Origin of the sequence: Mycobacterium sp. NAZ190054, from assembly GCF_001545925.1 — a bacterium.
Classification (GTDB): domain Bacteria; phylum Actinomycetota; class Actinomycetes; order Mycobacteriales; family Mycobacteriaceae; genus Mycobacterium.
In genome coordinates this window covers 1-18,147 of the sequence record NZ_LMVQ01000005.1, presented here as the reverse complement: position 1 = coordinate 18,147, position 18,147 = coordinate 1, and the positions used below count along the sequence as shown (strand labels likewise).

Genomic DNA, 18,147 nt, shown 5'->3' with positions numbered 1-18,147 from the left:
GGCGCCGTCACGGGTCCGCTGCGGCGGCCCGGGACGGACACGGTCGACGGGGTCCTGCGCGACGGCGGCGCCGTAGGCGAGCGCCAGCCCGGGTGCGGTGTCGGGGGCGACCATGGTGCTCATCGCGCGGGACAGCGGCACCGCCTCGACGCCGGCGATCTTGAGGTCGTCGAGTTGGGCACGCAACCGGATCCCGTCGCGGGTGACGTCGTCACCCCAGGTCAGCCGGATGCGGTCGACGTCGTGGCCGCCCGCGGTCGCGATCGTCCGCGCGCCCCGGGCCGCGGCGCGGGCGATCTCGGTGCCGGCACGGAACTCGAGCACGTCATGGTCGACCACGGCGCCGTCGGTGTCGTCGACGAGCACCCAGACGACGGCCTGCGAGGTCAGTGACAGCCCCAGAACCATGCCCACGCCGTCCCCTTCCGTCGTTCACCGGTCTGTGCGATTCATCGGGCGCCGCCGAGACGCCGTTACATGTCGGCTCGGTGCCCGCCGACACTGGACACCGCACACCACACGCCACTAGGCTCCCCAAAGGTCGACTCTCAGACCTTTAGGTGTCCTCCCGGACGTCGGCGGCGGACCGGCAGGAGCGTATCGCCGCCGCGCGTGTTCCGCCCGGCGGGCGCGATGCGGCGCCGCCGTCGCGCCGCTCCTTCCCGTACCACCGGGGCTTTCAATTCTTTTGTAGGGCAACTGATTTCGTAGGGGCATTGCCGCATCGACACCACATCGCGGGTAGTAGTGTGCTACCTCACACCGTTGAAGGGAGTCGTTTCATGAGCGGCGATGCTCGTAGTACCCACACCGCACGCGGCGTGGAGGCGCACCGGGAGTCGGAGGCCTATCTGCAGAAGCGGCAGCTGCAGAAGGGCACGGCGGGATGGCTTCTGCTCGCCGGGCTCGGGATCAGCTACGTGATCTCCGGGGACTACTCCGGGTGGAACTTCGGCCTCGGTGAGGGCGGCTTCGGCGGTCTGGCCATCGCCGCGGTCATCATCGCGGCGATGTACCTGGCGATGGTGCTGGGCATGGCCGAGATGTCCTCGGCACTGCCTGCTGCGGGCGGCGGCTACACCTTTGCGCGCCGCGCGCTGGGCCCGTGGGGCGGTTTCGCCACCGGCACCGCCATCCTGATCGAGTACGCGATCGCGCCCGCGGCGATCGCCACCTTCATCGGCGCCTACGTCGAATCGCTCAATCTGTTCGGGATCACCGACGGCTGGTGGGTCTACCTCGCCGCCTACGCCATCTTCATCGGCATCCACCTGGCCGGGGTGGGTGAGGCGCTCAAGGTCATGTTCGTGATCACCGTGATCGCGCTGATCGGCCTGGTGGTGTTCGCCATCGGGGCGATCCCGCGGTTCGACAGCGCCAACCTGACCGACATCGCGGTCACCGATGCCGCCGGTGCCTCTCCCCTGTTGCCGTTCGGCGTGCTCGGCATCTGGGCCGCGATCCCGTTCGCGATCTGGTTCTTCCTGGCCATCGAAGGCGTCCCGCTGGCCGCCGAGGAGGCCGCCGAACCGGAACGCAACGTGCCCAGGGGCATCATCGCCGGGATGGCGGTGCTGCTGGTCACCTGCGTGACCGTGCTGGTGCTGACCACCGGCGCCGGGGGTGCGACCGCGATGTCGGAGTCGGGCAACCCGCTGGTGGCGGCGCTGGGCGACAGCGGCTTCGCCAAGGTCGTCAACTACATCGGGCTGGCCGGACTGATCGCCAGCTTCTTCTCCATCATCTACGCCTACTCGCGTCAGCTGTTCGCGTTGTCGCGGGCCGGATACCTGCCGACCATCCTGTCGGTGACCAACAGGCGCAAGACCCCGACCCTGGCGTTGATCGTGCCGGGTGTCATCGGCTTCCTGCTGTCGCTGATCGGCAAGGGTGACCTGCTGCTGAACATGGCCGTGTTCGGGGCTGCGGTGAGCTACGTGCTGATGATGGTCAGCCACATCGTGCTGCGCAGGCGTGAGCCCGACATGCCGCGTCCGTACCGCACGCCGGGCGGTGTCGCGACGACGGGCTTCGCCCTCGTGATCGCGGTGCTCGCCGTCATCGCGACCTTCCTGGTCGACAGCGTCGCGGCGCTGTGCTGTCTGATCGTGTTCGCCGCGTTCATGGCGTATTTCGGGCTCTATAGCCGGCACCGTCTGGTGGCCAACTCCCCCGACGAGGAATTCGCCGCGCTCGCAGCCGCCGAACAGGAGCTGCGGTGACCTCCCGCCGGTAGCTCACCGGCCCGCTCAGGCGGTGGTGTCGGCCAGCGCGTCGATCCGCTGCGACGCCTCCGCGGCCAGCGTCACCACGTCGAAGCCGGGCGCCGCGCCACAGGTCGTGATCTCGATCGCGGCGTTGTGCGCCGCGACGAACAGGTTGTCGCAGTTCCAGTCGGCCGCCCGCAGGGACCACAGCACCGCGCGGTCGGGCGCCCGGGTCGGGAACGGCTCCACGGCGAAGTCATATGTGCGGTCCTGCATCGTGGTGACGGTCAGCGCGGTGCCGGCGCACCGGTCGACGGTCTGCCGCACCGTGTCGAGCGCCGCGGCGGGGTCGAAGTCCGACCGGTAGACCGCGACCATCTCCTCGATGTAGAACCGCCCGTCCTCGGTCGTCCAGTGGCCGCCGTCGGTGGCCACCGGACGGTGCGCGTCGAGGAACGGCGGGTCCACCTCGCGCGCCAGCCCGGCGCAGTGCTGCGGCTCGGCGACGGCGAACAGGTTTCCCTCCTCGCCGGCCACCTGCGGGCTGAGCAGGTCCACGACCTGCGCGGTGGTGATCGGCGCAGCCGGCGGCTCGGGCCTGGCCTGGGGGTTGTCCACGTGGCGGGTGCACCCGCCGAGCAGCGCGACGACGGCGGCAGGCACCGTGACCGCCTGCCACCGCGCGTTCATCGGCCGAAGCCCGCGTCCCGCAGCGCCTGCGCCATCGAGCCGGCCGGGCGGTTCTGTTCTCTGCGACCGGAGCCGTTGCCGCGCGGGGGGTTTCGTTTGGGCGTGCTCGGCCGGTCACCGCGCCGGGGGCCACGCCCTGGTTTCGCGTCGTCGTCGAGGCGCAGGCTCAGCCCGATACGTTGCCGGTCGACGTCGACGTCGACGACCTTGACCCGCACCACCTGGCCGGAGCGCACCACTTCGTGCGGATCGGAGACGAAGCGGTCGGCCATCGCCGACACGTGCACGAGCCCGTCCTGGTGCACCCCGACGTCGACGAACGCGCCGAACGCGGCCACGTTGGTCACCACACCCTCCAGGATCATCCCGACCTTGAGGTCGGCGACCTTCTCCACCCCCGCGGCGAACGTCGCGGTGGTGAACGCCGGGCGCGGGTCACGGCCGGGCTTCTCCAGCTCGGCGAGGATGTCGGTGACCGTGGGGAGACCGAACCGGTCGTCGGCGAAGTCGGCGGGCCGCAATGTGCGCAGCGCGCGTTCGTTACCGATGATCTCGGCCAGCGTGACTCCTGCGCGGTCCAGGATGCGGCGCACCACCGGATACGACTCGGGGTGCACCCCGGAGGCGTCCAGCGGATCCTCGCCGTCCCGGATCCGCAGGAACCCGGCGCACTGCTCGAACGCCTTGGGCCCCAGGCGCGGAACATCGAGCAGCGCGCGGCGGTTCTGGAACCGGCCGACCCTGTCCCGGTGCGCCACGATCGCCTCGGCCAGCGACTCGGTGATACCGGAGACCCGGGCCAGCAGCGGAACCGACGCCGTGTTCAGGTCGACGCCGACGGCGTTCACCGCGTCCTCGACGACCGCGCCGAGACTCCTGGCCAGGATGCCGGGGGTGACGTCGTGCTGGTACTGGCCCACCCCGATGGATTTCGGCTCGATCTTGACCAGCTCGGCGAGCGGATCCTGCAACCGCCGCGCGATGGACACCGCGCCGCGCAGCGTGACGTCGAGACCGGGAAGCTCGTGCGCAGCGTAGGCCGATGCCGAGTACACCGACGCACCCGCCTCGCTGACCATCGCCCTGGCCGGCGCCTTCGCTCCGGCGGCGCGGATGTCGGCGATGAGTTCGGTTGCCAGCGCGTCGGTTTCACGTGACGCGGTGCCGTTGCCGACCGCGATCAACTCGACGCCGTGCCGGGCCACCAGCGCCGCCAGAGTCGCCTTGGCCGTGTCCCACTGCTTCTGCGGCTGGTGCGGGTAGATCGCGCAGGTGTCGAGAACCTTGCCGGTGCCGTCGACGACGGCGACCTTCACCCCGGTCCGGAAACCGGGGTCGAGGCCCATCGTGACGCGGTTGCCGGCGGGGGCCGCCAGCAACAGGTCCTTGAGGTTCTTGGCGAACACCGCGACGGCGTCCTGCTCGGCGCGCAGCCGCAGCCGCACCCGCGCGTCCACCGACGCCGACACCGACAGCCGGGTCCGCCACGCGAAGCCGACGGTGGCCGCCAGCCACGGGGTGGCGGGCGCGGCGGCGGTCAGGTCGATACCCAGCGCCGCGGCGATCATCGCAAGGTAGGAGTCCTCGTCGCCGCCGTCCAGGCTGAGCGCCAGCACCTGCTCCTTCTCGCCGCGCAGCACCGCCAGCACGCGGTGGGACGGCATCGCGGACAGCTCTTCGGTGTGGTCGAAGTAGTCCCGGAACTTCTGCGCCTTCTCCGCCGCGGCGGCGGCTTCGGATGCGGGTTTGGTCTGCAGCACACCGTGCTCCCAGAACCGCTCGCGCAGCGCGCCCACGAGCTCGGCGTCCTCGGCGGCCCGTTCGACGATGATGTGGCGGGCGCCGTCCAGTGCCGCCGCGGCGTCGGGGACGTTCTCGCCGGCGAACTCGGCGGCGGCCTGCTCGGGCGCCTGAGCGGGGTCGGCCAGCAGCCGGTCGGCCAGCGGCTCCAGGCCGGCCTCCCTGGCGATCTGCGCCTTGGTCCGCCGCTTCGGCTTGAACGGCAGGTAGATGTCCTCGACGCGGGCCTTCGTGTCGGCCGCCATCAGCGCCGCGGTCAGGTCGTCGGTGAGCTTGCCCTGCTCCTTGATCGACGCCAGTACCGCGTTGCGCCGGTCGTCCAGCTCGCGCAGGTAGGCCAGCCGCTCCTCCAGGACGCGCAGCTGGCCGTCGTCGAGACTGCCGGTGACCTCCTTGCGGTAACGGGCGATGAACGGCACCGTCGCGCCCTCGTCGAGCAGCCGCACCGCCGCGGCGACCTGCGCCTCCCCCACGGCCAGTTCCGCAGCGAGACGGGCGTTTACGGACTTCACAGCGCCAGAGGTGATCACGCGCGGAACCCTACTCGAGTTTCGGCCGCGGCCCGCCGGGTAGTCGCCGGTATGCGCACCGATGTGGCCGACTTCATCCTCGACCGGCTCCGCCAGTGGAACATCACCCACATCTTCGGTTACCCGGGTGACGGGATCAACGGACTCATCTCGGCGCTGGGCCGCGCCGACGACGATCCCCGGTTCATCCAGACCCGCCACGAGGAGATGGCCGCGATGGCCGCCGTCGGGTACGCGAAGTTCTCCGGCGAGGTCGGGGTCTGCATGGCCACCTCGGGCCCGGGGGCGGTGCACCTGCTCAACGGTCTCTACGACGCCAAGCTCGACCACGTTCCGGTGGTCGCGGTCATCGGGCAGACCGCCCGGAGCGCGATGGGCGGCAGTTACCAGCAGGAGGTGGATCTGCAGGCGCTGTTCGGCGACGTCGCCAGCGACTACATCGTCGAGGTCAACGTGTCCGAACAGCTGCCCGCCGCGCTCGACCGGGCCATCCGGACCGCCGCCACCCGGCGTGCGCCGACGGTCGTCATCGTCCCGTCCGACCTGCAGGAGCAGGAATACGAACCGCCGGAACACGAGTTCAAGCACGTCCCGTCCAGCGATCCCGCCGACGAGTTCGGGGTCACCACGCCGGCCGAGGAGCAGGTGCGCCGCGCCGCCGAGATCCTCAACGACGGTGAGCGGGTCGCCATCCTGATCGGCCAGGGCGCGCGGGGCGCGCGCCGGGAGGTCCTCGGTGTGGCTGAGCTCACCGGCGCCGGCGTGGCAAAGGCGCTGCTGGGCAAGGACGTTCTGCCCGACGACCTGAGCTTCGTGACCGGTCCGATCGGGCTGCTCGGGTCGCGGGCCAGCTACGAGATGATGCGCGACTGCGACACGCTGCTGATCGTCGGCTCGAATTTCCCCTACACGCAGTACCTTCCGCAGTTCGGTCAGGCCCGTGCGGTCCAGATCGACGACGACGGCACCTCGATCGGGATGCGCTATCCGACCGAGCTCAACATCGTCGCCGACGCCCGGGCGACACTGGCTGCGCTGCAACGACACCTGCGCCCGAAAGGCCGGACCGACTGGCGGAACACCATCGAGGACAACGTCAGACGGTGGTGGGCGGTCCTGGAACAGCAGAGCATGCTCGCGGCGCGGCCGGTCAACCCGATGCGCATCGCATGGGAACTGTCGAACAGGTTGCCCGGCAACGCGATCGTGACCGCCGACTCCGGGTCCTCGACCACGTGGTATGCGCGCTGCCTGAAGTTCACCGGTGACGTCCGTGGTTCGGTGTCGGGCACCCTGGCCACGATGGGCTGCGCGGTGCCCTACGCGATCGGCGCGAAGTTCGCCCACCCCGATCGTCCGGTGATCGCCCTGGTCGGGGACGGGGCGATGCAGATGAACGGGCTGAACGAGTTGCTGACCATCAGTCGCTACCACGACGAGTGGGACGACCGCCGGCTGGTGGTGTGCGTGTTCGGCAACGGCGATCTCAACCAGGTGACCTGGGAGCTGCGGGCCGGCGGATCCCCGAAGTTCGAACCGTCCCAGACCCTTCCCGCCGTCAGCTACGCGGCCGTGGCCCGCTCCATGGGCGTGGACGCGATGACCGTCGAGTCGGACTCCGAGCTCGGTGCCGCGTGGGACTGGGCGCTTTCGGCGCAGGGCCCGACGTTGCTCGACGTGCGCTGCGACCCGGAGGTCCCGCCGATCCCGCCCCATGTGACCTCACGAGATGCTGAACCTGAGCCGGGCGATCGCGAAAGGTGACCCGGGTGCGCGGCATCTGGTGTACCAGACGGTCAAGAGCGTCCTGAGCGAGCGTTTGACACGGAGATGACCGGGTATGGGCACAGGGCTCCCCGTACCGCCGAAACCGGAGGCAATACATGCCCGCTGCGCGCAAACGAGACCAGTCCGCACCCGCCCGGGTCAGCCCGACCGGTGCGTCGAAAAGCACTGACGAGCAACCTGACCCGCGGGCACAGTCCGGCCGGTACCTCACCACCGCGCAAGGGGTCCGGATCCCCGACACCGACCACTCGCTGAAAGCGGGCAGCCGTGGGCCCACCTTGATGGAGGACTTCCACCTGCGGGAGAAGATCACCCACTTCGACCACGAACGCATCCCCGAGCGGGTGGTGCACGCCAGAGGCGCTGCGGCGCACGGCGTCTTCGAGGCGTACGGCAACGCGGCCTCGATCACCAAGGCGGCCTTCCTGGCGTCCAAGGGCAAGCAGACCGACGTGTTCTGCCGCTTCTCGACTGTGCTGGGCTCGCGCGGATCAGCCGACACCGTCCGCGACACCCGCGGTTTCGCGGTCAAGTTCTACACCGAGGAAGGCACCTTCGACCTCGTCGGCAACAACATACCGGTCTTCTTCATCCAGGACGGCATCAAGTTCCCGGACGTGATCCACGCCGGTAAGCCTCATCCCGACCGTGAGATCCCGCAGGCGCAGTCCGCGCACGACACGTTCTGGGATTTCGTGTCACTGCACACCGAGGCCACCCACCACGTCTTCTGGAACATGAGCGACCGCGGCATCCCGCGCTCCTACCGCACCATGGAGGGTTTCGGTGTCCACACCTTCCGCCTGGTCAACGCCAAGGGCGAGACCAGTTTGGTGAAGTTCCACTGGAAGCCGGTGGCCGGTGTGCATTCCCTGGTGTGGGAGGAGGCCCAGCTGGCCGCCGGCTTCGACCCCGACTTCCACCGCCGCGACATGGCCGACGGCATCGAGGCGGGCGCGCCGCTGGAGTACGAGCTCGGGGTGCAGGTGATGCCCGACGACGGCACCGAGACCTTCGAGGGCATCGACCTGCTCGACCCCACCAAGATCGTTCCCGAGGAACTGGTTCCGGTGCAGTTGATCGGCAAGCTGACGCTCAACCGCAACCCCACCAACTTCTTCGCCGAGACCGAGCAGGTCGCGTTCCACACCGGCAACCTGGTTCCCGGTATCGAGGTCACCGACGACCCGCTGATGCAGGCCCGGCTGTTCTCCTACCTGGACACGCAGCTGACCCGGCTGGGCGGGCCCAACTTCACCCAGCTGCCGATCAATCGGCCCCGCTGCCCGGTCAACGACATGCTGCGCGACGGCATGCACCAGACGGCCATCCACACCGGGCAGGCGCCGTACCGGCCGAACAGCATCGACGGCGGCGAACCCGTGGTCGCCGACGCGGACGAGGGCGGCTACGTGCCGACCGCCCGTCCGGTGGAGGGCCGGGTCGCGCGTGTGGCGCCGACGTCGTTCGACGACCACTTCACCCAGCCGGCGATGTTCTACCGGTCACTGACCCCGATCGAGCAGGCGCACATCGTCGAGGCGTTCACCTTCGAGCTCGGCAAGTGCTACGAGCAGGGCATCAAGGAACGGCAGCTGGAGGTGCTGGCCAATGTGGACGCCGACCTCTGCGAACAGGTCGCCCAGGGGCTCGGCCTGCCGGCCCCCCAAGGCAGCCCGCCGCCGGAGGTGACGGTGTCTCCGGCCTTGTCGCAGGTCGTCACCGCGCCGGGCCCGGTGACGGGACGCAAGGTGGCGATCATCGCCGACAACGACTCCGATCTCGCCGGGGTGGCCAAATTGACCAAGGCGCTGCAGAAAGCGGGGGTGATCCCGGCGATCGTCGCGCCGGCCGGCGGCACGTTGAAGTCGGGCCGGCGCACTCTGGTCGTCGACCGCACCTTCGACACCGCGCGCTCGATCGAGTTCGACGCCGTCGTGGTCGCCGGCGGGGCGCTGGCCCGCGTCGACATCAAGATGGTCGTCCTGCTGCACGAGATGCTCAGGCACTGCAAGCCGTTGGCGGCGTGGGGCGATGCCAGGGCGGCTCTGCAGACCGTCGACATCGGCCTGCAGGATCCCGGGGTGGTGACCGCCGACGACGTCTCGTCCGGGTTCGGGGCGGAACTGCTGGCCGCGCTCGGACTGCACCGAGTATGGGACCGGGCCGAATCGGTGATGTCGTCGGCGGTCGCGCCGGTGCGGGCGACGGCCCCGACCACGCGGCGAACGCGCCGGAAGTGAATCCCGGCGTCCGCCTCAGGCGATGGCGGTGCCGTCGGAGTCGGTCATGCCGGTGCGGAGTCGGTCCAGGGACTGGGCGAGAAGTCTGGACACGTGCATCTGCGAGATACCCATGCGCGCCGCGATCTCGGTCTGGGTCAACGATTCGAAGAAGCGCATGATGACGATCCGGTATTCGCGGGGCGGCAGGGACTGCAGTTGCGCCCGAAGCGCGTCGCATTCGTCGACGAACCCGATGCCGGGATCCGGCCCGCCCATCCTGTCGGCGAGAGCCGGGGTGTCCTCGCCGCGGGCCGCGCCGGTGTCGATCGACCGGGTCTTGAACCCCGCGGCGGCCGTGAGCGCCTCGACGACGTCCATCCGGTCCACCTCCAGCACCGCGGCCAGTTCCGCCGCGTTCGGTGACCTGCCCAGCCGCTGCATCAGCTCGGCGGTGGCCGGCGCCAGTGCCGGATAGAGATCCTTGAGCCGGCGGGGCACGTTGACCGCCCAGCCGCAATCGCGGAAATACCGCTTCACCTCCCCCATCATGGTCGGGATCGCGAAGGACAGGAACTCCGGACCGGCGGTGGGGTCGAACCGGTTGACCGCGTTCACCAGGCCCACCCGCGCCACCTGCACGAGGTCGTCGTGCGTCTCGCCGCGGTGGTCGTAGCGGCGCGCGATCCGGTCGGCCAACGGCAGGCACTCCCGGATGACGGCATCACGAAGCCTGGCGTGTTCGGCCGAGTCGGGCGGCAGCGCGCGCAGCGTGACGAACGCCGCCTGGATCCACCCGAAGTCGAGTTCGCCGGAAGAACTCATGGGTGCCGGGTACCCGCCACCGCACGGCCGATCACGGGGTCGCGAACACTTCTCCCAGCAGATGGGTATCCCCCGGACATGACGACCATCGGCGCCGCCGACTTCGTTCCACCCACCCGCGACGTGGCGGCGCTGGCCGCCGCCGCGCAGGCCTGCCGCGGCTGCGGCCTGTACGAGAACGCCAGTCGCGCGGTGTTCGGAAGCGGCCCGACCGAGGCCGCGCTGATGCTGGTCGGCGAGCAACCGGGCGATCGCGAGGACCTGGCCGGCGAACCGTTCGTCGGCCCCGCGGGGCGGCTGCTCGACAAGGCCCTGCAGGAAGCGGGTCTGCCCCGGGCCCCGGTCTACCTGACCAACGCGGTCAAACATTTCAAGTTCGTCCCGGCCGAGCGCGGCACACGGCGGATCCACAAGACGCCGAGCCGCACCGAGGTGGTCGCGTGCCGGCCGTGGTTGATCGCCGAGCTGGAGGCGGTCGAGCCGTCGGTCGTCGTGCTGCTGGGCGCGACCGCGGCCAAAGCCTTGCTCGGCAGCTCGTTCCGTCTGACCGAGCACCGCGGCGAGATACTGCAACTGCCTTCCGACGCCGCACCGGCGAGCGTGCGGGATGCGAAGGTGGTGGTGACCGTGCACCCGTCGGCCGTGCTGCGCGGACCCTCTCAGGCCCGTGCGGAATCGTTCCGGTCGCTGGTGACCGACCTGGAGTTCGCCGCTGGACTTCTCGCCGCCTGAACGGTTTGCGAGCCGTCGATCCGGGCACCCGGATGACATGCAGGCAACTCGATTTCGTTCCCTGGTCGAAGCCGAAGGTCCGTTCGCGTCGGTGTATGTCGACGACTCCCACGGCACCGCGGATGCGGCCAAGCAGGCCGAGCTCAGATGGCGGGCCCTCGCCGAGGAGTTGCACAGCCAAGGCGCGGACGACGAGTTGGTCGCCGTTGTCCAGCGTGGGCTCCAGGAGACGCCGGCGGCGGTCGGGCGCGGGGGCTGCGCGGTGATCGCCGGTCGCGAGATCCGTCTCGTCCAGCGTCTGGTGCGGCCTCCGGAGACGCCCACGGCCCGGGTGTCCGATCTGCCCTATCTGGTTCCCGCGATCGTGCACGGCGTCGACGACCGCCCGTACCTGCTCGTGGTCGTGGATCACGAGGGCGCGGACGTGACGGTACGGGCCGGCGGGCATGTGCAGAGCGACACCGTCGAAGGCGGCGAGTACCCCGTGCACAAGGCCTCGGGCGCGGAGTCCGCCGGCTACGGCGACCCGCAGCGTGCGGCCGAGGGCGCCCGTCTGAAGAACATCCAGACGGTGGCGGCCGATGTGGTGAAGGCGTTCGACGAGCACCACCCCGACGTGGTGTTCGTCGCCGGTGAGGTCACCTCACGCGCCGACCTGACGGGCGCGCTTCCGAAGCGGGTCGCCGAACTCGTCTGCGAGATCAACGCCGGCGCCCGTGGCAGCATCGACGAGGCGGCGCTGCACCACGACATCGAGACCCAGTTGCGGCTGCGGCGGGTCGACGACATCGACTCCGCCGCACAACGTTTCGCCGCCGAGAACGATCGAGACCAGGGACTGGCGACCGAAGGTCTCCCCGGGGTGTGTGCCGCGCTGCGTGAGGGCGCGGTCGAGACGCTGATCATCGGCGAGATCGGCGACGCCACCGTGTTCGTCGGCGACGGCCCGACGATGGTCGCACCGACCCCGGAGGTGCTCTCCGAGCTCGGCTCCGCCCGGTCGGCGACCGTCCGGGCGGACGAGGCACTCCCCTTCGCGGCGATCTGTGTCGACGCGGACCTGATCGGCGTCGACGAACGCGTGTCTCCCCGCGACGGGGTCGCGGCGATCCTGCGGTATGCGCCCCGCACCGCCGCCACGCCCTGACACCGTCAGGCCGACACCTCCATCAACAGCAGCGCCCCGTTGACCGAATCGTCGACGGAGCGGAACGCGGTGCACAGCACCCGGACCCGGGCCGCCCGTCCCCGCCGGTCCACCGCGTCCACCGTGGTCTCCTCGGCGGCGTCGGCGTCGACGAACACCCCGCCGATCAAGGGTTTGATCTCATCGGTGGGCAGGCCGATGTCCAGGGCGGGCAACGGTTTCCCGATGACCTCGTCGGCGCGCAGACCCCACAGCCGCTCACAGCCGCGGTTCCACACCACCACGCGCATCTGCCGGTCGACGACGGCAAGGCCCAGGCGGATGGAACCGACCAGCGACTCGACGAACGCCGTCGCCTCGTCGAGTTCGACGCTGCGCTCCCGCAGCATGTCGTTGATCGTGTGCAGTTCGTCGTTGGTGGACTGCAGCTCCTCGTTCATGGTCTCGAGAGAGTTCTTCGTTGGTGGACTGCAGTTCCTCGTTCGTGGTCTCCAGTTCCTCCACCGTGGACTGCAGTTCCTCGTTCGTCGTCTCGAGTTCCTCATTGGTGGACTGCAGTTCCTCGTACGCGGTCTCCAACTGGCGGTTGGTGTCCACGACCCTGTCCAGCAGCGCCCGGGTCGACGTCACGTCGAAGAACACCAGCGAGATGCCGAGAAGCCGGTTGTCGTTGTCCACCAACGGGTTCACGTGGATCTCGAACCACACCGTGTCGCGGCCGGGCCGCTGCCACCGCACGTCCTGGATGCGCGCCGCCCGGCGCTCCATCTTGGCCTGCTCGAGGTGGGCGCGCAGCTCGAGGGGACGAGTAGGACACATCGAGGTCGCGCAACAGCCTGCCGATGTCGCCGGCCGAGAGTCCGAACGTCGACTCCGCCTGCTGGTTGATCATCGTCACTGTGTCGTCGCCGTCGACCACAATCTGCGCCACCGGGCTGGCCCGGAACGCGAGGTCGCGGATCGACGCCAGCCCGGACACCTCGCTGCGGCGTCCCGACAGCATCGCCGGAGGATGACGGCCGGCGTCGTCACCGGTTGAGGGGACCTTCCGGAAGAAGCGGTGTTGCAGGTTCATCGGGGTGAACCGGTCGGTGTGGCTGAGCAGCATCTCGGCGTGCCCGAGGAACACCACCCCGCGTGGCGCGAGCGCGAAGTGCAACCGCGCGAGCACATTGCGCTGCGTGTCGGCGTTCAGGTACATCAGGGTGTTCCGGCACACCAGGAGGTCGACCCGTGAGATCGGGGCGTCGTTGACCAGGTCGTTGCGGCCGAAGATGACGACCCGCCGCAGATCCTTGCGGAAGACGAACCTGCCGTTGACCGGGGTGAAGTAGCGGTCGAGCAGATCGGCGGGCACCGCCTCGACGGCCCTGGCGTCGTAGGACGCGGCGCGGGCCTCGGCGAGGGCCTCCTCGTCCACGTCGGTGGCATAGATCTTGACCCCCCGCCGGAAATCGTCGACACCCATCGCCTCGGAAAGGATCATCGCCAGCGTGTAGGCCTCCTGGCCGGATGCGCATCCGGCGCTCCAGATCCGGATCGGGTCGGTCGGGCTGCGCTCGGCCAGCAGTGTCGGCACCACCTCGTCGCGCACGTAATCCCAGGCCGGGGCGTCCCGGAAGAAGCTCGTGACGTTGATCAGGATGGTGTTGAACAGCGCGGCGAACTCGTCGGCGCTGGCCTGCAGTGTGTCGAGGTACTCCTCGAACGAGGTGAACCCGGCCTGCTCCATCCGGTGGCGGACGCGGCGCATCAGGGAGGCGCGCTTGTAGCCGGTGAAGTCGAAACCCCGGGCGTCACGGACATAACGCAACAGCGCCTCGAAGGTCTCGTCGGCCTCGTCGTCGGGCTGTGCGTTCAAACTGCGATCCGTTCGCCATGGTGCTCGGACGAACTCGAACTTACTCGGTTTGGTGTCGCGCCCCTGGGGTAAGGGCCTGAACAGGAAACACACCCTTGGGGAAATCATGCGCGATGAATTCCATGCCGCCCTCGAGGCCCTGGTCGAGGATCTGGCCGATATGTGCGGGCGCGCGTCGGCGCTCGTCGACGCGGCCTCGGCCGCGCTGCTCAACGGTGACATCGCCGCCGCCGACCGTGTCACGTTCGATCTGAAGCGGCTCACCCGGCTCGGCAACGCGGTGCATGACCGCGCCTACAGCATGCTCGCCCTGCAGGCTCCCGTCGCCCGCGATCTTCGCGCCGTCGTCGCCGCGCTCTACATCGCCGCCGACGCCGACCGGATGGGCGGGTTGGCGGCGAATGTGGCGCGCACGGCGTGCCGCCGGTATCCCGACTGTGTCGTACCCGACGACGTTCGTGATCTGTTCGCCGAGATGTCGTCCACAGCAGTGGAATTGGCCGAGATGGTGCAGGCGACGGTACGGTTGCGCGATGCGAATCTGGCACGCAGGGTGTGCGACGGTGACGGCCGGATGAACGATCTTCACCGTGAGTTGTTCGCGCGGCTGATGAGCCCGCAGTGGCGGCACGGACCCACGGTGGCAGCCGACCTCGTACTGCTGGGGCGGTTCTACGAGCGATTCGCCGATCACGCGGTCGAGATCGCCCGCCGTGCCCATTTCCAGGTCACGGGCGCCCAATTGGCCGGCGGCGGCGACGAACGCGGCATCGCGCATCAGAACCCGTCGGCGCACCCGCTACCGAGATAGCCGAGCCCCGCGGACCGGACCGCGACGGGATCGAGCATCGTGCGCGTGTCGGCCACCACCGCGCCCGGTGCGTGCTCTGCGATGTGCGACCAGTCGAGGTCGCCGAACTCGGGCCACTCGGTCAGCAGCACGATCGCGTCCGCGGATTTGGTGGCGCGGTAGGGGTCGTCGACGGCGACCACCCCGGCCCGGTCCAGCTCGTCGGGGTCGATGGCGGGCAGCTGCGGGTCGTAGCCGCTCACCACCGCGCCCTGGGCGGCCAGGTGCGCGCACACCGCGAGCGCCGGGGAATCCCTGATGTCGCTGGTGCCGGCCTTGAAGGTCAACCCGAGCGCGGTGATCCTCGCCCCGCCGAGGCCACCGCCGACGGCTTTGCGCAGTGCGTCGCTGATCCGCCGGGGCTGGGCGGCATTGGTGGCCCGGGCCGCTTCCACCTCACCGAGCACCACGTTCTCCGCGCGTGCGAGATGAACCAGCGCCGCGGTGTCCTTCGGCAGACAGGAGCCGCCCCAGCCCGGCCCGGGCCGCAGGAACGACGCGCCGATCCGGTCGTCGGCGCCCATACACGCGGTCACATCGCCGATGTCGGCCCCCAGGCGTGCGCACAGCGAGGCGATCGAGTTCGCGTACGACAGCTTCACCGCCAGGAACGCGTTGCTGGCGTACTTGGCGAGTTCGGCGCTCTCCGGGCTCATCCGCAGCACCGGTCCGATGCCCCCGTACGCGGCCCGCACCCGCTCGGCGTCGTGGTCGGCCAGTGCGCCGACGACGACGCGGTCCGGATGGACGAAGTCGGCGACGGCGTGACCTTCGCGCAGGAACTCCGGACTGGACGCCACACCGATCTGCGCGGGCCGCATCCGCTGCGCGGCCCGGCGTGTGGTGCCCACCGGCACCGTGGACTTCAGCGCGATCACCGCCCCCGGTCGCAGCACCGCCGCGAGCCGGGTCATCGCGTCGTCGAGCGCCCGCAGATCCGATGCGCCGCCGGGGCCCTGCGGGGTAGGCACGCAGACGAACACCACGTCCCGGTCGGTCAACTCCGCGAAATCCGCCGAGAAACGCAGCGCGCCGGCAGCGACACCGGTGGTGAGCAACGACGCCAGCCCGGGCTCGTCGAGCACCGCGACCCCGGCACTGAGGCGGTCCACCTTGCCACGGTCGACGTCGACGGCGACGGTGTCCGCTCCCCGGTGTCCGGCCAGGCAGACCGCGGTGGTCAGGCCGACGTAGCCGGCACCGACCACGCCGATGCGCACGGGTGCGGTCATGGACGTCGCGCCAGCACGTCGCGGGCCGCGTCGAGCACCCGCGGAACCGTCAGCAGCAGCAGCCCGGGATCCGGGGTGGCGGCGTGCGGGTCCCCGCGGTCGCCGGCCCACAGCGTGACGTGGCACTCGTCGCGCGGGCCCCAGTTCCGGGGCGGGGTCGGACCGAACAACAGCACCGACGGCGTCCCCGTGGCGGTGGCGATGTGACCGACACCGGTGTCCCCGCAGACCAGCAGCCGGCAGTCGCTGATCAGCGCAACGAGCGCGAGCAGGTCCTCGGTGACCGGCCAGATCGCGGATTCGGGCAGGTGCGCCGCGGACTGGACGTCTCTGACCAGGTCGGCCTCGGCGGGTGATCCGGTGATCACGACCCGGGCACCCTGTGCCGCCAGCGCCGCGGCGACCTCCGCGAACCGCTGCACCGGCCATTGCCGGGCAGGCGCACCGGCGCCGGGGTGGATCACCACCGCATCCGACCGGTCGGGATACCCGGTCGGTCGCTCGATGCGCAGATCGTCAGCGCGGCAGACGATCCCGGCCCAGTGCAGCACCTGACACCAGCGGTCCACCTCATGCTGGTCGGGTCGCCACTGCGGGCCCGCGATGTGCGGGAAGTCCTCGTGGCGATGGGTGAGCAACATTCTGGGCCGCAGTGCCAACAGCGCGGCGATCGACTGCGGTCCGCGCCCGTGCAGGTTGACCGCCAGGTCCGGCCGCTCCGCGATGCCGCGCAGCGGGCCCAGCTCAGGGGTGTCCACCACGTCGTCGACCGCCCCGGTGTGCAACGCCAACGCGCGGTACCTCGCGGGCGCGGCCAGGGTGATCCGGGCGTCCGGATAGCGCCGCCTCAGTCCGCGCAGCGCCGGTACCGCGGTGAGCAGATCGCCCAGGCCCAGCGCCCGCAGCACCACGACGGTCCGCGGTTCGCGGTCGTCGCCGGCTAGGGCCATGACGATTCCGTGGACGCGCACACCACGAGTTCCCGCACCTCGCAACCGGGCGGTTGCGACAGCGCGAACATCACGGCGGCGGCCACGTCCGACGGCTGGTTGAGCTTGGCGTCCGGCGGGGGCTTGTACTGTTCGGTGCGGCTGTCGAAGAACGCGGTGTGCATCCCGCCCGGGATCAGCAGCGTCACTCCGATGTCGCCGGCAAGTTCGGCGGCCAACGCGCGGGTGAACCCGACGACGCCGAACTTGGAGGCGCAGTAGGCGGTGGCGTCGCTGACCGCCTTGATGCCGAGGGTCGACGCGCACGTGACGATGCGGCTGCGGCCGCGGGACAGAAACGGCAGCGCCGACCTGATCACGGCCGCGGTGCCGAGCAGGTTGACCATGACCACCCGTTCCCACTCCTTGGCGGGGACCTCGCGCAGGGTTCCGCAGGCGTCGATGCCTGCGGCGGTGAACACTCCGCGCAGCGGCCCACCGCCCTGTTCGGCCAGCGCCGCGACCGCGGTGTCCACGGCGTCGGTGTCGGCCAGGTCCGCGCACACGTGGGCGATCCCGTCGGCGGGGCGGTCCTTGTCGATCACCAGTGGGGTCCCGCCGCGCTCCCGCACCGCGTCGGCGACCGCCGCACCGAGACCGGAAGCGCCGCCGGTGATCAGCACCGCCCCGGGGGTCGGATTCTCTGCCATGGGTCTCACCTTTCTGTCGGGAGCCCCGACCGCGCGGCGGCGATCAGGGCGGACGAGGAGTAGCCGGCGACCGTGGGCACGATCACCACGTCGCCGCCGTGGCGCTTCACCACGCCGGCCTCGGGCAGGGCGTCTGCGGTGTAGTCACCGCCCTTGACCCAGATGTCGGGGCGGATGTCGGCCAGCAGTCGCTCCGGGGTCGGGTCGTCGAAGACCGCGACGGCGTCGACACAGGCCAGCGCCGACAGCACCCTGGCCCGGTCGGCGGCCGCCATCACCGGCCGGTCGGGCCCCTTCAGCGCGCGCACGGAGTCGTCGGAATTGATCAGCACGATCAGCGCGTCGCCGAATTGCCGTGCGGTGCGCAACAACCGGATGTGGCCGGTGTGCAGCAGGTCGAAGCACCCGCCGGTGGCCACCACGGTGCCGCCGGCGGCCCGCAGCCGCTGGGCCAGCGCGACGGCATCGGTGGCTCGGTGTTCGCCGGAGCGGAACCGGTCCTCGATCGTTCCACTTGCAAGCCTTTGTGAGCAATGATGACTGGATCGCGCTTCTTGCGAAGATAGACCGCCACGACCCGCTTTAGGAATGAACCTCCGATGACAGATGAAGATGCCGTCGCGG

General features: G+C 70.1%; 12 protein-coding genes and 3 pseudogenes. 6 read left to right on the top strand and 9 right to left on the bottom strand.

All coding sequences use genetic code 11. The features are described 5' to 3' along the window. Positions 1–414 (bottom strand): annotated as a pseudogene (locus ASJ79_RS00820) (hypothetical protein); the annotation flags it as partial. A 368-nt stretch (positions 415–782) separates the two neighbouring features. On the opposite strand from ASJ79_RS00820, the gene eat reads away from it, so the two are divergent. Further along, complete coding sequence (gene eat, locus ASJ79_RS00815; protein ID WP_067952355.1) at positions 783–2,222, top strand: ethanolamine permease; 1,440 nt, start codon at positions 783–785, stop codon at positions 2,220–2,222. Positions 2,223–2,249: 27 nt separating this feature from the next. Here the strand turns inward: eat and ASJ79_RS00810 are convergent, their stop codons facing one another. Then, the gene (locus ASJ79_RS00810) at positions 2,250–2,897 is read right to left on the bottom strand and encodes a sensor domain-containing protein (protein WP_067952354.1); all 648 of its coding nucleotides are present in this window, start codon (positions 2,895–2,897) and stop codon (positions 2,250–2,252) included. Beyond that, positions 2,894–5,227, bottom strand: coding sequence for a Tex family protein (locus ASJ79_RS00805; protein ID WP_067952353.1), 2,334 nt, complete (start codon positions 5,225–5,227; stop codon positions 2,894–2,896). Before ASJ79_RS00805 ends, ASJ79_RS00810 begins: the two co-directional genes overlap by 4 nt. 51 nt (positions 5,228–5,278) lie before the next feature. Between ASJ79_RS00805 and ASJ79_RS00800 the strand changes: the two are divergent. Both ASJ79_RS00800 and ASJ79_RS00795 read left to right on the top strand, forming a co-directional pair. Beyond that, a pseudogene (locus ASJ79_RS00800) lies at positions 5,279–7,061 on the top strand (thiamine pyrophosphate-requiring protein). 49 nt (positions 7,062–7,110) lie between these two features. Next, positions 7,111–9,258 carry a catalase gene (locus ASJ79_RS00795; protein WP_067952352.1) on the top strand — a complete coding sequence of 716 codons (2,148 nt, stop codon included), beginning with the start codon at positions 7,111–7,113 and terminating at the stop codon, positions 9,256–9,258. Positions 9,259–9,273: 15 nt separating this feature from the next. On the opposite strand, the gene ASJ79_RS00790 is transcribed toward ASJ79_RS00795, so the two are convergent. Then, positions 9,274–10,062 carry a SigB/SigF/SigG family RNA polymerase sigma factor gene (locus tag ASJ79_RS00790; RefSeq protein ID WP_082753593.1) on the bottom strand — a complete coding sequence of 263 codons (789 nt, stop codon included), beginning with the start codon at positions 10,060–10,062 and terminating at the stop codon, positions 9,274–9,276. Positions 10,063–10,140: 78 nt separating this feature from the next. On the opposite strand from ASJ79_RS00790, the gene ASJ79_RS00785 reads away from it, so the two are divergent. Beyond that, complete coding sequence (locus tag ASJ79_RS00785; RefSeq protein WP_067952351.1) at positions 10,141–10,794, top strand: UdgX family uracil-DNA binding protein; 654 nt, start codon at positions 10,141–10,143, stop codon at positions 10,792–10,794. A gap of 37 nt (positions 10,795–10,831) precedes the next feature. Continuing rightward, positions 10,832–11,941: a hypothetical protein gene (locus ASJ79_RS00780; protein ID WP_067952350.1), complete on the top strand. Its 1,110-nt coding sequence runs from the start codon at positions 10,832–10,834 to the stop codon at positions 11,939–11,941. 5 nt (positions 11,942–11,946) lie between these two features. On the opposite strand, the pseudogene ASJ79_RS00775 reads toward ASJ79_RS00780, so the two are convergent. Then, positions 11,947–13,802 (bottom strand): annotated as a pseudogene (locus tag ASJ79_RS00775) (CheR family methyltransferase). 106 nt (positions 13,803–13,908) lie between these two features. Between ASJ79_RS00775 and ASJ79_RS00770 the strand changes: the two are divergent. Continuing rightward, a complete protein-coding gene (locus tag ASJ79_RS00770; protein ID WP_067952349.1) occupies positions 13,909–14,613 on the top strand; it encodes a PhoU domain-containing protein in 705 nt (234 codons plus the stop codon). On the opposite strand, the gene ASJ79_RS00765 is transcribed toward ASJ79_RS00770, so the two are convergent. From ASJ79_RS00765 to rfaE2, 4 genes are all read right to left on the bottom strand, one after another. Continuing rightward, entirely contained in the window at positions 14,580–15,884 is a 1,305-nt protein-coding gene (locus ASJ79_RS00765) for a UDP-glucose/GDP-mannose dehydrogenase family protein (protein WP_067952348.1), read from the bottom strand. The genes ASJ79_RS00770 and ASJ79_RS00765 overlap by 34 nt on opposite strands. Further along, complete coding sequence (locus ASJ79_RS00760; protein ID WP_067952347.1) at positions 15,881–16,834, bottom strand: glycosyltransferase family 9 protein; 954 nt, start codon at positions 16,832–16,834, stop codon at positions 15,881–15,883. Before ASJ79_RS00760 ends, ASJ79_RS00765 begins: the two co-directional genes overlap by 4 nt. Further along, the gene (locus tag ASJ79_RS00755; protein WP_156448233.1) at positions 16,825–17,523 is read right to left on the bottom strand and encodes an SDR family oxidoreductase; all 699 of its coding nucleotides are present in this window, start codon (positions 17,521–17,523) and stop codon (positions 16,825–16,827) included. Before ASJ79_RS00755 ends, ASJ79_RS00760 begins: the two co-directional genes overlap by 10 nt. Positions 17,524–17,528: 5 nt before the next feature. Further along, positions 17,529–18,147 (bottom strand): D-glycero-beta-D-manno-heptose 1-phosphate adenylyltransferase (gene rfaE2, locus ASJ79_RS00750; RefSeq protein ID WP_156448232.1); only part of this gene is annotated, 619 nt, incomplete at its 5' end.

Excerpts from the sequence above, each read along its gene's own strand:
- eat (WP_067952355.1), top strand. The coding sequence starts at position 783 with ATGAGCGGCGATGCTCGTAGTACCCACACCGCACGCGGCGTGGAGGCG.
- ASJ79_RS00810 (WP_067952354.1), bottom strand. The coding sequence starts at position 2,897 with ATGAACGCGCGGTGGCAGGCGGTCACGGTGCCTGCCGCCGTCGTCGCG.
- ASJ79_RS00795 (WP_067952352.1), top strand. The coding sequence starts at position 7,111 with ATGCCCGCTGCGCGCAAACGAGACCAGTCCGCACCCGCCCGGGTCAGC.
- ASJ79_RS00790 (WP_082753593.1), bottom strand. The coding sequence starts at position 10,062 with ATGAGTTCTTCCGGCGAACTCGACTTCGGGTGGATCCAGGCGGCGTTC.
- ASJ79_RS00785 (WP_067952351.1), top strand. The coding sequence starts at position 10,141 with ATGACGACCATCGGCGCCGCCGACTTCGTTCCACCCACCCGCGACGTG.
- ASJ79_RS00780 (WP_067952350.1), top strand. The coding sequence starts at position 10,832 with ATGCAGGCAACTCGATTTCGTTCCCTGGTCGAAGCCGAAGGTCCGTTC.
- ASJ79_RS00770 (WP_067952349.1), top strand. The coding sequence starts at position 13,909 with ATGCGCGATGAATTCCATGCCGCCCTCGAGGCCCTGGTCGAGGATCTG.
- ASJ79_RS00765 (WP_067952348.1), bottom strand. The coding sequence starts at position 15,884 with ATGACCGCACCCGTGCGCATCGGCGTGGTCGGTGCCGGCTACGTCGGC.
- ASJ79_RS00760 (WP_067952347.1), bottom strand. The coding sequence starts at position 16,834 with ATGGCCCTAGCCGGCGACGACCGCGAACCGCGGACCGTCGTGGTGCTG.
- ASJ79_RS00755 (WP_156448233.1), bottom strand. The coding sequence starts at position 17,523 with ATGGCAGAGAATCCGACCCCCGGGGCGGTGCTGATCACCGGCGGCGCT.